This window comes from Pontibacter pamirensis, from assembly GCF_010015475.1.
Lineage (GTDB): Bacteria > Bacteroidota > Bacteroidia > Cytophagales > Hymenobacteraceae > Pontibacter > Pontibacter pamirensis.
On record NZ_SSNI01000031.1, the window covers coordinates 37,016 to 50,243 of the forward strand.

Consider the following 13,228-nt stretch of genomic DNA (forward strand, 5'->3'; position numbering starts at 1 on the left):
GTATCCAACTTACCGGCTTTTTTAGGGCACAGGCAAAATCCGCTGCCTGTGCCCTGTCTCTGTACACGGAAACTTTACGCGTTTGTGCCCTGGTACTTCCTGCAGGCTTCCTCGCAGGCGCGGCAGATCCTGGCGCAATGCATCGTCTCCTGCTCTTCCTCTTTGTGGTTCTCGCAGATATCGGCGCACTTCTTACAGACTTCGGCGCAAAGTTCGGTCATGCGCATTGCGAAGTCCGAGCCGGAGGCTACAAAGCTTGCTGTCATGCGACACACCTTGGCGCAGTCCCGGCACGCTCTCAGCGCACGCACCAGCGCGTCGGTTCTGTCATCTTCCAGGCACATGTCAAAGCAGTGGTCGCACTCGTCGGCGCACTGGGCCAGGATGTGAAGCAGGTCTTTGTGAGGGCTGTTGTTGTGTTCATGGTTGTGATTCATAGCTTAAGTTATTTTAGGATCTATAATTTACTTAGGGCCACAGGCCTGTATAAAGTTAACGGGGTCACGCGGGTTAGGTTGAGTGACCCCTCCTTTTCCAGCCCGCTCCCTCCATATCCTCCCGGCCCCATTTGCTGCCTCAAAGAAGTCCGTCTCTATCAACAGGATCCCTCTTTGAAACACTGTTTTCCCTTGGAACTACTCCCATATACTTGTGGCGTTCCTAACCCTTCTGCGTCCGCAGCTCGTTAAAAAGAACTTAAATTAATCTATTGTACAACCATTGACTATGAAAACATATGTTTCACCACGTAAAAGAATTACAGTTTAACGCAAGGGTATCGAAGCCGGACCCGAAGTTCGCCAGTATGCTGCTGGAGCAGTTCGGCGGTGCCAACGGAGAGCTGGCGGCAGCCATGCAGTATTTTATGCAGGCCTTCCCGGCACGTCAGCCATACCCGGATAAGTATGATATGCTCATGGATATCGCCACAGAGGAGTTCAGTCACCTCGAGATAGTGGGAGCCACCATACAGATGCTCCTTGGCCCGGTAAACGGAGAATTGAAGGACCTGGCTGACAAATCAGAGATTATGGAGTTGCTCAATGGCAAGGCTGCCAAAGAGAGCATAATCCATGAGGCCATGGTAAACCCCCAATTCATGGTTTTAAGCGGCGGCGGCCCCACACTCACTAACAGCCAGGGGGTGCCGTGGAATGCAGGCTATGTGAATGCCAACGGCGACTTGACAGTGGACCTGCGCTCCAACATTGCAGCGGAGTCGCGCGCCAAGATCGTGTACGAGTACCTGATGCAGTTCACGGATGACCCATATGTGAAGGAGACGCTCCGCTTCCTGATGACGCGCGAGGTGGCCCATGCCCAGATGTTTGAGGCAGCGCTGGCTACTATCAAGCCGAACTTCCCGCCGGGCATTCGCCAGAGTGACCCGCGCTACAGCAACTCCTACTTCAACATGTCGAGCGGCCCTGAGGTGCGCGGGCCATGGAACGAAGGGCAAACGCCGTTGATGGGTGAGGAGTGGGTTTATGTGGACGACCCGGTGAAGCATGTGATCGAGTCCAACGGCATGACAGACCACGGGCCGAGGGGCACGGACCGCACCGTAGAGGAAACAGATAAACAGAACATACAGCTGAGCGAGGAACGCAGCGGCCACATCAAGTCCTCCGTTCCCAAAGGGGAAAACCAGTGGAGCACGTATCCTCAGAAGGGTATGTAGCATAGGGTTATGCCTATGACAGAAGGTAAGCCAGAATACAGTCAACAGAAAAAGAAGCAGGGTTGGTGGAGATTCAGTCTTACACCGACCCTCTTTGTTGTTGGAGCTGGTCCTACGGGTCACAGTGGCGCTACCGCATGGCGGGCATGATTCCGAGCTGGGAATGGAGTGGCTGAAGGCAAAGCATCTCTCCGACATGCCCGTAGAAGACAGGGGGTGGTTCAATAACCCACTTGGTTCGCCTTGTCCGGACTGTGTTGCTGTGAGGTGCACGGGGCGGCAGAGATGTACCTGCGCCGGGTGCGGGAGGCTATTATGCTACAGGGCCGGAATATCTTCAAAAGAGAGGTGCTCTTAGAGGTGGCAAAGGAACAGAACCAGGAAAGCCCTGAACTAATAGAATATGCAAGGTTTGAGCAGGAGCTGAAGAATACTTAACGTACTGGAGCGGAGCCACAATTAGAGAAGTAGAGTAGGTGCTAGAACCTAAGGAATTTAGCTTTTAAAAAAAGGAGCAATTGAAGTAGCAGTTAGCAGGGGCATCATAAAAGACACATGAAGGAAAACAGAAACACCGGTACAAGTGAGCAGGAGGCTCCTGTCCAACACTCACCCTCGGCCAAGGCCATACATGACTCCATCTTTGAGGAAGCGGAGGAAGAACTCACCCGCCCATCCTCCGCCTTGTTCTGGTCGGGGTTGGCTGCCGGTTTGTCCATGGGGTTCTCCATGATTGCGGAGGGCCTGCTACTTGCTTATTTGCCGGATGAAAGGTGGAGCACGTTGGTTTCGAACTTTGGCTACAGCATAGGGTTCCTCATTGTTATACTCGGCAAGCAGCAGCTGTTCACAGAAAACACGCTGAAACCCATCCTCCCGCTTCTGCAACGAAAAGACGGAGCCACGCTCTGGAATGTGCTGCGGCTTTGGGGTGTGGTGCTCGTAGCCAACTTACTGGGAGCGCTTGTTATCAATTTGGCCGCGGCACATACCACGGCCTTCGACGCGCACGTCCACCAGGCGTTCATCAAAATAGGGGAAAAGGCCATGGAGCCGGATTTCAGCGCTGTACTGGTGCGGGGAATATTTGCCGGTTGGCTCATTGCGTTGATGGTTTGGCTCTTACCATATGCGCAGACGGCCCGGATATGGGTTATCATAATCATTACCTATATTGTAGGAGTAGGGCACTTTAGCCATGTAATAGCAGGCGCCGTAGAAACTTTCACTTTGGCCGCGATGGAACAGGCATCCTGGTGGACTGTTCTTCTAAACTATATTTTACCTGCCTTAATTGGAAATGTAGTGGGAGGGGTCGTGCTTGTGGCTGCCATCAACCATGCGCAGATAAAGACGCGTGAGAGTACAAAGTAGTGCCTTTATTACCCGTTAAACCACAAGAAAGCTCCAGACAGCCTAAGGTGGGAGCCAGCAAAGAATATCATCATCAATGCGGTATCTTTTTTATAAAATCGATTTGCCCCTTGCTTCGCATTCTCATAATCGGCAGCGAAGCGAGTGTGGGTGTCCTTCGCGTGTTGGGAGTCTCTGCAAAGCGAATGCCGCTGCGCATGAGCTCCTATGACTAAGCCCTGAAAGTGCTTCTGGGCTTAGTGCTCGGTTTTGTTCTTACCGCCGGCCAAATCTCAATGGCAGAAATGCATGTGGTTTTGGTGCTGCTCTTGAGCCTTAAGTTTACGTAAACCTGGCTGGAGAAGAGGTCGGGGAAGTTTGCCAGCCACACTGCGGTCAGCCCTGTTTAACTGTACTATCAGTGACAGTTTCTGGTGCAGGACATGAAAAAGCAGCGGGTAGAGCAGGTAGAAGTGCTCGCAGCGGCAGGAGCAAAAAGACTGCACGACATGGGCAAGGAAGAGGCTGTTGTCCTGGAAGAGAGCAGAAAGCTGCCCGTCATCAAAAAGCCGGACAAAAGCAGAGAAGCAAGGGCACAAGCCTGCGTTCCCTTGGGTAACTCTATTGTGGACTTGCTCCCAAAACGGAAGAGAGGCTTATTATTCTGGCTGGTAGACCTCTTTCCAGGACCAGCCGTCCATCTCCAGCAGTGCAGTAAGCAGTTTGCGGCGCTCCCTTAGGTCCTGTTCGAAATATTGTTTTACAGCTTCCTCACCCTTCAGCGGTACCCCTTTCTCCTCCAACTGCCTTAGGTCAGGGGCAGGAGCTTGTTCGTTGGGGGAGGCGTTCTTCAAGAAGTTTTCTCTCACCACCTCCAGGTAAGAGTCCAGTGCAGTCTGCAGCATCGACACCTTCACCTCATCAACAGCCACATCCTGCTGTAGGGCATTTCTCAGCAGCTGATACGTCTCGTCCAGCAGCACGATGGCCGGGGCAACGGACAGCTTCGATTGGCTGTTGTGAAAGTAATGGATCACGGGGTATGATTGATGGTTCATGGTGTGCTTTATCAGCATCTGGCAAAGATCCGACGTGTTGTCAAAGAAGGAGGCGAAGTCTTTGCCGTTCCAGCTTTTGGTCAGGACCTGCTGCGGGTTTTTACCCATGCCGCTGATGTACAGGCTAAGCGTGCTTTGCAGGCTGACCGCAGAAAGCACCGGCAGAAAGTAGGTGATGGAGGTGGTAATGAAAACCAGCCCGGAATACGCCGCCATATCCGTGACGATGCGCCAGAAGTCGTTCGAGGCAACGTAGTCCCCTACCCCCAATGTGGACAGGGTAAACCCCGCGTAGTACAGCTTCTCCACCGCACTGGCATCTGTCTTGGTGATGCTGTGCACAACAGAACCGGGGTCGGACAACAGGGCGAGAAACAAACCCGACCAAAATCCAACGATCCAGACTAAAAGCACAGAAACCAGCACAGCTGGACCTGCATAGCTCAAGAGTTTGGATTTTCCCCTCTTTCCTGCAGCTAAGAAGAAAAGTTTGTACACTGCCCGAGACACTAGGATCGTTACCATGCCGCCGCCGTTGGAGGAAAGGGTGGTTTTGATGATGTCCAGTGCGGTGATGGCAAAAACAAGCGCTCCAAGAGCAAAATAAAAGACGTTCATGACGAGCAGGTAGTAAGATTAGTTTTGTCTGCTAAACGTAACTACTTTGGTTGGGTTTGTGAACCGACTCCCAACGGCCTCAAGGGAGGCGCCTGAGGTTTGGCGGGTAGGCAAGGCTACAGCGGCTATTTGTATTTTCTAGAACAAGGACAATGCCCTGCTACTAAAATTTATAAAAGTAAGTGCCAAATATATAAAACACTTGAAGAGTGGGTGGGTATAACCCAAGATACTACGGATGGAACGCTTTGCTTTAACGCTGCCGATAACAAGAACCCCCTTCCAGATTGCCCTGATGCGGATAGCATTGGCAACAGCTTTAGCCCCTGTCATAGAGTTTAAGAACAGCATGACATACCCTGAGGAGGGGTTGGGAATTGCAGGTATAGGCGGCTACGTGTACAGAGGGGAAAGGCAGGCGCAGCTTAACGGGAGTTATCTTTTCGGCGTGTGGACGCAGCATCATGAAAAACCTGACGGTGCTATTTTCGCTGCCAGCGTAGCTGGAGAGCAAGAGCCCTGGGAGTACAGGAAGCTTCACTTCCGCAACAGGGCAGATGGCTCATTAGGACACTATCTGCTGAGCTTTGGCCAGGACAACAGTGGGGCACTGCTGGTCAACGATGAACACGGTCCCCATGGCAACACAGGGAAGGTCTATCAGATTAATTAAGCAGAACCAGCCACCCTTAAGACAGTTGTTTGTTCCCACTATCAACTGCCTCTGCTAAAGCTCAACGGTAAGTTTACCGGCACAAGTACTAGCATTTAATTTAACGTAAGAAGCAAAAAACGTGAAAACACTAGCATTCAATACTCTGGTTGTTATTCTGGTAACAGTTCTGATATTTACCGGAGAGAAGACAGCTGCACAAAATGACACCGTCGTCTACCGTCTCACTATTAACCAGGGAAAAGTAAAAATAGCCGGCCGAGAGAGTATGGGTATGACTGTCAATGGAAGTGTTCCCGGTCCTACTCTTCGCTTTACAGAAGGAGAATATGCTGTGATGTACGTCAAAAATGAAATGGACGTGGAAACCTCCGTGCATTGGCATGGCCTGCTGCTTCCCAACTTTTATGACGGAGTACCTTACCTGACCACACCGCCTATAGAGCCCGGGAATATTCAGAAGTATGAGTTTCCCCTCATTCAGGCTGGCACCTACTGGTATCATTCCCATACCATGCTGCAGGAACAAAGTGGTGTATATGGGTCAATCATCATAGAACCTAAAGAACCGTCCGACAGCTATAGTTACGACCATGAACAGGTACTGGTGCTGTCTGACTGGACTTTTCAGAAACCCAGGAATGTACTCCGAAACCTGAAGCGCGGCAACGAATGGTACAATGTTAGAAAAGGTACGGCTACCCCATTAAACCAGGTAATTGCCAGAGGTGCCTTGGGCGCTCAACTAGATTTCTGGCGACAGCGCATGGAAGGAGCAGATATCGCAGACATCTATTACCCGGCCTTTTTAACGAACGGCGATACAGTACAGTACTACACTAAGTATGAAGCCGGGGATAAGGTAAGGCTACGCATCATTAATGCAGCCGCATCTTCTCAGTTTTGGCTCACCTTCGGGGGCGCTCCGCCCCTTTTGATATCGGCCGACGGGCTGGATGTGGTTCCGGTGGAAAAAGACAGGCTTTTTATATCCATAGCAGAAACCTATGACCTGATTGTCACCATTCCTGAAAGTGGGCAAATCCAGATGCGGGCCATGGCGCAGGATGGTTCAGGGGCTACACATGCCTATTTTGGCAGTGGTCCTGTATTAGCAGCCGAGGTACTGCCAAGGCCTGACAAAATAGGGATGATGATGCAGATGGCCGAAATGGATATGCGCATGGGCGCGCCGGCCATGAAGTTCAACCCGAGCGAAGTAGAGCCCTACGAGTTTATGAGAGAATGGGGCATGCAGATGGAACATGGTGAAAAGACGGTAGAAGGTATGGATATGGAGCAAGATGCGAAAATGGAACATGGCATGAACAGGGAAAAGATGCCTGCCATGGAGCATGATTCTCATGAACCGGCTGCTGATACCCTTAAAACCGACCATGCCTCCATGCATCATGGCCAAACAGCAGCGAAAGGCCAGCCAGTGGGGGAGCCCGAAATGCCTGGAATGGGAATGTTTGCAGAATACAATTACGATTTTCTGCAGGCCCCTGCCACTACTGCCATTGATGAGAATCAACCTGAGAGAGAGATTCTGCTTAACCTGACAGGCAATATGTGGCGCTACATCTGGAGCATGAATGGGGTACCTCTGGCCGAAGCCGACATGATTAAAATTGAAAAAGGGGAGAAGGTGCGTATTATATTCAACAACCTGACTATGATGCATCACCCCATGCACCTGCACGGGCACTTCTTCCGTGTGCTCAACAAACATGGCGCCTATTCTCCGCTCAAGCATACGGTCAATGTAGCCCCTATGCAGAAAACCATCATTGAATTTGATGCCAGTGAAGACAGCGACTGGTTTTTGCACTGCCATGTGCTGTACCACATGGTGGGCGGCATGGCCCGCGCAATAACTTACCAGACTGCCCGCAACCCACTCATGAAGGAATATCCGAGAAAAATTCTTTTTAACGAAGGCAATCACCTGTACACCTGGGGCCTGGCCGAGGTGGCCTCCCACATGACAGAGCTGAACCTGGTGTCTTCCAATATCCGCAATCAATTTAATTTAAATGTGGAATTTGGGTACAACCAGAACCTGGAAGCCGAGCTTACCTATGAAAGATACTTGTACGATTATTTTCGTGTGTTTGCAGGCGTAAACGTTGAAAATGAAATGGATAACAGCCTCGATGAGGTAAACCCTGTTGCAGTTGCTGGTATCCGCTACTTTACGCCTTACATGTTTAACCTCGATGTGCGCATCGACCATAAACTACGGCCGGAACTGCGACTCAGCCGGGAAATCATGATTTTCCCCCGCACCTTTATTTTCGGCGAATACGAGCACCAATTCAATTTCGGGTGGGTAGAAAGGTCAGGTGAACCCCAAAGCCTTGACCAGTCGGTTAACTTCGAACAGGAAATTACCTGGAGCGCGGGCCTGGAATATATGCTTAACCGGAATTTTTCCCTTATGAGCAGCTACGATAACCGCTTTGGGGCAGGTGGAGGGCTAACAGTGAGGTTTTAAAAAGGCCTTTTAGTCCATAATGTAGCAACTCCACTGTCTTGTAGAGCGGCTAGATGCTTCATGAGCATATTGACTAACTCCTACCGCTACAGACCAGCGTGATAAATTCTCTTGCAACTCTGTTTAAGAGGAGGGCAAGCACCCGTAGTCGGCAACATCAGCACAACGGTGAAAGGCTGGGTTCAAACCTGGTACGCTAATGACGCGAGTGCGGCTTGCCTTTTAATTTAAAGCAGGAGAAGGCACAGTTTCCAATGAGCCTTCTCCTGCTTTGTCCTTACAAAGAATGATGAAGAGCGCTTTCAGCAGCAGCAAGACATCTGTTACTAGCTTTTCGGATGCGACAAGACCATGACGTGGCCACAGCTTAGTGTTCCCAAGCCAACGCAAGGCTATGAAAATGGCGCTTATCCCCTGTATTCATGTGGAGTCTGCGGTGGTTTACACTACTTTATCTGCCTTCGCAGCAGCTGCGCATTGATGGCGACAACGACAGTACTCAGGCTCATAAGGGCGGCACCGACAGCCGGCGAAATCATGATTCCCTGCTGGTAAAGCACCCCGGCAGCAAGCGGCAGGGCAATAATGTTATAGCCCGTGGCCCAGATGAGGTTCTGTATCATTTTAAGGTAGGTAGCCTTTCCGAAGAGAATGAGAGAGGCGATGTCCTGCGGGTTGCTGTTCACAAGGATGATGTCAGCTGTCTCGGCGGCCACATCCGTGCCGGAGCCTACCGCGATGCCCACGTCTGCCTGCGCCAGGGCTGGGGCATCGTTTACGCCGTCGCCCGTCATGGCCACGAATTCTCCCTGTGCCTGCAGTTCCTTCACCTTTTCCTGCTTCTGGTGCGGCAGCACGTTGGCCAGGTAGCCGTCCATGCCCAGTTTGTCGCTCACGCTTTTGGCCACCCGCTCATTATCTCCTGTCAGCAGCAGGTTCTTGATGCCGTTTTCCTTCAACACCCGGATTGCTTCTGCAGACTCAGGGCGTATCTGGTCCCGGAGCGTGATATAGCCTGCAACCTGCCCGTTTACCAGCACATACACCACCGTCTCCACGCCCTCCTCCGCCTGGCTCTGGGGCACCTGCACATTAAACTCCTTGATGTAATTCGGCCCAACTACCTTCACGTCGTGGCCCTCCACCGTTCCTTCCAGCCCTTTGCCAGGCAGGTATTTAAATTTATCAGATGGTGGCACCGTGATGCCCTCCGCCTTCGCCTTCTTCAGGATGCCCTGCGAGATGTAATGTTCCGAGTGCTGCTCCACGCCAGCTGCCAATCTAAGTAACTCCTGTTCGCTTATAGTCTGCTGAAACACCACTACCTGCGCTACCTCATGGGAGCCCTGGGTCAGGGTGCCAGTCTTGTCGAAAATAATAGTGGTGATGTTGCGGGAGTTCTCAAAGGCCGTACGGTTGCGGATGAGCAGGCCGTTGTTTGCTGATACGGCCGTGGAAATAGCCACCACCAGCGGGATAGCCAACCCGAGCGCATGCGGGCAGGAGATAACCATCACCGTCACCATGCGCTCCAGGGCAAAATCCAGCTCGGCACCGGCAACGAGCCACGCGGCCAGTGTGCCAAAGCCAGCCGTCAGCGCCAGGTAGGCCAGCCATTTGGCAGCCTTGTCAGCCAGCCGCTGCGTTTCAGACTTTGTCTTCTGCGCCTCCTGCACCAGGGTGATGACCTTGTTCAGGTAGCTGTCCTTGCCGGTACTCTCCACGCGCACCTGCAGGGAACCGTTGCCGTTGATGGAGCCGCCGATAACTTTGTCCTCCTTTTCTTTCTGCACCGGTTTGCTCTCGCCGGTCAGCATGCTCTCGTTCAGGTAACTTTCCCCTTGTACCACTGAGCCGTCCGCAGGCACTTTCTCCCCGGGTTTAACCAGAATAATATCTCCCTGCCGGAGTTCCTCTACCTTCACCGTCACAGTTTGGCCGTCCCGGATAACCTGCGCCTCGGCCGGCATCATGCTCACCAGCAATTCCAGCGCCTTGGATGCTCCCAGTACCGAGCGCATCTCAATCCAGTGGCCCAGCAGCATCACCACTATCAGCGTGGCCAGCTCCCAGAAAAAGTCCATGCCTTCCAGCCCAAAGGTGACGGCCGTGCTGTAGAGGTAAGCCACCGTGATGGCCACACCAATGAGTGTCATCATACCCGGAGCCCCTTTCTTCACCTCCGCCGCCAGCCCCGTGAGGAAAGGCCATCCGCCATAGAAAAAGATGATGCTGGAAAGAACGAAGGCGATGTACATGCTGTAAGGCACTTCCAGCTTATAGCCCAGGATTTGCTGCACCATGGGGCTGAGAACAATAACAGGCACCGACAGCACCAATGATACCCAGAAGCGCTTCTTGAAGTCCTCTATCATCATGCGGTGGTGATCGTGCCCTCCACCGCCATGGCCTTCGTGCCCGCTTTGCTCATCATATGGCGGGTGGTGGCCCGTATCTTTGTGCATGGCATCGCTGTGACCGTGCAGCGTTTTCTCCTCCAGCCGCTCTTCAACCTTACCTGCCTTGCTTTTCGCCTGCCTCTTGGCGCTATGGTTGTGATGGTCTTGATCGTGGTTCATTGCTATAACACTTTATGGTTCACCGCCTTGTCTTTATACACACACAAGTGGGAAGTAGTTATCGCATAACGACATAGGAACAGGAGGAAACGAACTGGACTGGTACAGGTCTTAATCCTCGATAAGGACTGACGTTTTATGAATTGTCTTTGTGGTAGCACCACATGGTCAGGTGAATTATTTAGATGTTGTTTCGCCGGTGTTTATACTACCTGGTGTATAAAAACACACCCGAAGACAAAGAACCATAAAACGAGGAAACATAGTGAGCAAACTGCACAACATCCTTTTCGCTCTCGGCACTTGGTTTTGAAAGAGGCAAGGGCGACTGGCGGTTCTTCTCAAAAGTAGCGTGGTTGGAGATGGGTAACTTCAGGAGGGGGGAATAATTTGAAGCGCCTGTACAAGCAGGATAAGTTTATTGTAAAGGATGTTGCTTTCAACACCATTTATGCCCAAAACCTGCAGGCTCTCTTGGAGTTTTGCAAAGCATCCGGTGACGGGGAGGCAGACAAGTACTAAGAACGCTCAGATCAGTGCTGCAAGAGCGTTCTGAAGTACATGTACCACGAAGAAGATGCCGCCTTTTATGATCTGGCCGGCCATGAAATGAAGCAACTGCGTGTTTGTACGGCTACTATGCCTTTACAGGGGAGGGGAACAGAGCCGAAGACTTCACCTGGTCCGGATTAGTAGTGGACATGATTAACAGACAGCAGGAAGAATCTGGAGAAAGCCAGTGAGACGTTCTCAGAAGCTGCTTGCTTCCTAAAGCTGCGGTTTACCTAACAAAAAGGAGCAGGTCGCATTGTTTAGCCGCTCCTTCACCTTATAAATCACTGTTACCTCAACCTGCTGTTCCTGCCCTCGTTTCAAAACACACATAACGATAGTTATGACAGTGAGAATATCAATTTAAAAAGGAGGTAATAATGTTTCATCACGTAAAAGAATTACAGTTTAACGCGCGCGTATCCAAGCCGGACCCGAAGTTCGCCAGCATGCTGCTGGAGCAGTTCGGCGGTGCAAACGGAGAACTTGCGGCGGCCATGCAGTATTTTGTGCAGGCCTTCCCGGCACGGCAGCCTTACCCTGATAAGTACGACATGCTCATGGACATCGCCACAGAGGAGTTCAGCCACCTGGAGATAGTGGGTGCCACCATCCAGATGCTGCTGGGCCCGGTGAATGGGGAGCTCAAGGATCTGGCGGAGCAGTCTGAGATCATGCAGCTGCTCAAGGGCAAGGCTGCCAAGGAGAACATCATACACGAGGCCATGGTAAACCCGCAGTTCCTGGTCCTAAGCGGGGGCGGGCCAACGCTTACCAACAGCCAGGGAGTGCCGTGGAATGCTGCCTATGTGAATGCCAATGGTGACTTGACCGTGGACCTGCGCTCGAACATAGCGGCGGAGTCGCGTGCAAAAATCGTGTACGAGTACCTGATGCAGTTCACCGACGATCCTTACGTGAAGGAGACGCTCCGCTTCCTGATGACACGCGAGGTGGCACACGGACAGATGTTCGAGGCGGCACTATCCACCATCAAACCAAACTTCCCGCCGGGTATTCGCCAGAGTGACCCGCGCTACAGCAACTCTTATTTCAACATGTCGAGCGGACCTGAGGTGCGCGGACCATGGAACGAGGGACAAACGCCGTTGATGGGTGAGGAGTGGGTTTACGTGGATGACCCGTTGAAGCATGTAATTGAGTCTAACGGCATGACGGATCATGGACCAAGGGGCACGGATCGCACTGTAAAGGAAACAGACAAACAGAACATGCAGTTGAGCGAGGAGCGCAGCGGGCACATTAAATCCTCTGTTCCTAAAGGGGAAAACCAGTGGAGCACGTATCCTCAGAAGAGCATGTAGCGTAAGGTGCCTAGTATGACAAATGTTGAAAAAGCACAGCGTAAGGAAACAGAAAATCAAGCGGGGTCGGTGGAGATTCAGGTCTACACCGACCCCCTTTGCTGTTGGAGTTGGGCCTTTGAGCCCCAGTGGCGCAGGCTGCGCTACGAGTACAGCGGCAAGATAAGGTGGCGCTACCGCATGGCGGGCATGATCCCCAACTGGGACAGCTTCAGTGATCCGCTGAACCATGTAACGAAGCCGCTGCAGATGGGGCCGGTGTGGCTGGAGGCAAAGCACCTTTCTGGCATGCCCATCGATGACAAAGTGTGGTTCAACAATCCCCCCAGTTCGTCTTACCCCGCCTGCATTGCTGTGAAATCTGCGGGGCTGCAATCACCGGAGGCAGCGGAGATGTACCTGCGGCGTGTGCGGGAGGCCATCATGCTGCATGGTCGGAATATAGCTAAGACAGCGGTACTGTTGGAGGTGGCAAAAGAACTGAGCGAGGAACAACCTGAGTTGCTGGTTTATGCGGAGTTTGAGCAGGAACTGAATGGCGAAGCGGCCAGAAAGGCTTTTGAGGAAGACCTCAGACAGGTGCGCTACCACCGCATCACCCGTTACCCGGCCCTGACCATCAACAAGCCGGGGCAGGCGGGCTTGCTCATTGTAGGATACAGGCCCTATGAGGCGCTGGTTAGCACCCTGAAGAAGGTAGCGCCGGAACTGGAGCCTACCCAAGAGGCAGAAGATGCGGAAGAATACAGAAAGTTCTGGGGCGGAGCCACTGAAAGAGAGGAAGAGGAGGCTCTAAAACCCGTTAAATAGTAAACTTCATCATACCACAAACTTAAATACGAACTGAATATTGAATGAACTGTACATTGGATTAGCGGCAATTGGAGGC

Annotated in this window: 12 protein-coding genes; 9 read left to right on the forward strand and 3 right to left on the reverse strand. The window is 52.1% G+C overall.

The genetic code is table 11. The features are described from left to right. Positions 1-74: 74 nt before the first annotated feature. Positions 75-266 (reverse strand): four-helix bundle copper-binding protein, encoded by a 192-nt coding sequence (locus E1919_RS27680; RefSeq protein WP_237144701.1) that lies wholly within the window; start codon positions 264-266, stop codon positions 75-77. A gap of 470 nt (positions 267-736) precedes the next feature. Here E1919_RS27680 and E1919_RS20280 point away from each other — a divergent pair, with 470 nt between their 5' ends. From E1919_RS20280 to E1919_RS20290, 3 genes are all read left to right on the forward strand, one after another. After that, on the forward strand, positions 737-1,681 hold the full coding sequence (locus tag E1919_RS20280) for a manganese catalase family protein (protein ID WP_162055250.1): 945 nt from the start codon (positions 737-739) through the stop codon (positions 1,679-1,681). A 243-nt stretch (positions 1,682-1,924) separates the two neighbouring features. Next, complete coding sequence (locus E1919_RS20285; RefSeq protein WP_162055251.1) at positions 1,925-2,119, forward strand: hypothetical protein; 195 nt, start codon at positions 1,925-1,927, stop codon at positions 2,117-2,119. Between the two features lie 117 nt (positions 2,120-2,236). After that, a complete protein-coding gene (locus tag E1919_RS20290) occupies positions 2,237-3,055 on the forward strand; it encodes a formate/nitrite transporter family protein (RefSeq protein WP_162055252.1) in 819 nt (272 codons plus the stop codon). Positions 3,056-3,693: 638 nt separating this feature from the next. On the opposite strand, the gene E1919_RS20295 is transcribed toward E1919_RS20290, so the two are convergent. Then, positions 3,694-4,710, reverse strand: coding sequence for an ion channel (locus tag E1919_RS20295; protein WP_237144703.1), 1,017 nt, complete (start codon positions 4,708-4,710; stop codon positions 3,694-3,696). Between the two features lie 238 nt (positions 4,711-4,948). On the opposite strand from E1919_RS20295, the gene E1919_RS20300 reads away from it, so the two are divergent. Continuing rightward, on the forward strand, positions 4,949-5,383 hold the full coding sequence (locus E1919_RS20300; protein WP_162055253.1) for a PQQ-dependent sugar dehydrogenase family protein: 435 nt from the start codon (positions 4,949-4,951) through the stop codon (positions 5,381-5,383). Positions 5,384-5,504: 121 nt separating this feature from the next. Next, positions 5,505-7,883, forward strand: a complete 2,379-nt coding sequence (locus tag E1919_RS20305; protein WP_162055254.1) for a multicopper oxidase domain-containing protein — start codon at positions 5,505-5,507, stop codon at positions 7,881-7,883. Positions 7,884-8,329: 446 nt separating this feature from the next. Here the strand turns inward: E1919_RS20305 and E1919_RS20310 are convergent, their stop codons facing one another. Next, the gene (locus tag E1919_RS20310) at positions 8,330-10,462 is read right to left on the reverse strand and encodes a copper-translocating P-type ATPase (protein ID WP_162055255.1); all 2,133 of its coding nucleotides are present in this window, start codon (positions 10,460-10,462) and stop codon (positions 8,330-8,332) included. A gap of 390 nt (positions 10,463-10,852) precedes the next feature. On the opposite strand from E1919_RS20310, the gene E1919_RS27945 reads away from it, so the two are divergent. The 4 genes from E1919_RS27945 (at position 10,853) to E1919_RS20320 (ending at position 13,149) form a co-directional block, all read left to right on the forward strand. After that, a complete protein-coding gene (locus E1919_RS27945) occupies positions 10,853-10,984 on the forward strand; it encodes a hypothetical protein (protein WP_262888742.1) in 132 nt (43 codons plus the stop codon). Positions 10,985-11,023: 39 nt separating this feature from the next. Beyond that, the gene (locus E1919_RS27950; RefSeq protein ID WP_262888743.1) at positions 11,024-11,155 is read left to right on the forward strand and encodes a hypothetical protein; all 132 of its coding nucleotides are present in this window, start codon (positions 11,024-11,026) and stop codon (positions 11,153-11,155) included. Positions 11,156-11,394: 239 nt separating this feature from the next. Further along, positions 11,395-12,339: a manganese catalase family protein gene (locus tag E1919_RS20315; RefSeq protein WP_162055256.1), complete on the forward strand. Its 945-nt coding sequence runs from the start codon at positions 11,395-11,397 to the stop codon at positions 12,337-12,339. 15 nt (positions 12,340-12,354) lie between these two features. Beyond that, positions 12,355-13,149 (forward strand): DsbA family protein, encoded by a 795-nt coding sequence (locus E1919_RS20320; protein ID WP_162055257.1) that lies wholly within the window; start codon positions 12,355-12,357, stop codon positions 13,147-13,149. The last annotated feature ends 79 nt before the right edge of the window (positions 13,150-13,228 follow it).

Coding starts and splice junctions, on each gene's coding strand:
- E1919_RS20320 (WP_162055257.1), top strand. CDS start 12,355: ATGACAAATGTTGAAAAAGCACAGCGTAAGGAAACAGAAAATCAAGCG.
- E1919_RS20280 (WP_162055250.1), top strand. CDS start 737: ATGTTTCACCACGTAAAAGAATTACAGTTTAACGCAAGGGTATCGAAG.
- E1919_RS20300 (WP_162055253.1), top strand. CDS start 4,949: ATGGAACGCTTTGCTTTAACGCTGCCGATAACAAGAACCCCCTTCCAG.
- E1919_RS20315 (WP_162055256.1), top strand. CDS start 11,395: ATGTTTCATCACGTAAAAGAATTACAGTTTAACGCGCGCGTATCCAAG.
- E1919_RS20290 (WP_162055252.1), top strand. CDS start 2,237: ATGAAGGAAAACAGAAACACCGGTACAAGTGAGCAGGAGGCTCCTGTC.
- E1919_RS27680 (WP_237144701.1), bottom strand. CDS start 266: ATGACAGCAAGCTTTGTAGCCTCCGGCTCGGACTTCGCAATGCGCATG.
- E1919_RS20295 (WP_237144703.1), bottom strand. CDS start 4,710: ATGAACGTCTTTTATTTTGCTCTTGGAGCGCTTGTTTTTGCCATCACC.
- E1919_RS27950 (WP_262888743.1), top strand. CDS start 11,024: ATGTACCACGAAGAAGATGCCGCCTTTTATGATCTGGCCGGCCATGAA.
- E1919_RS20310 (WP_162055255.1), bottom strand. CDS start 10,462: ATGAACCACGATCAAGACCATCACAACCATAGCGCCAAGAGGCAGGCG.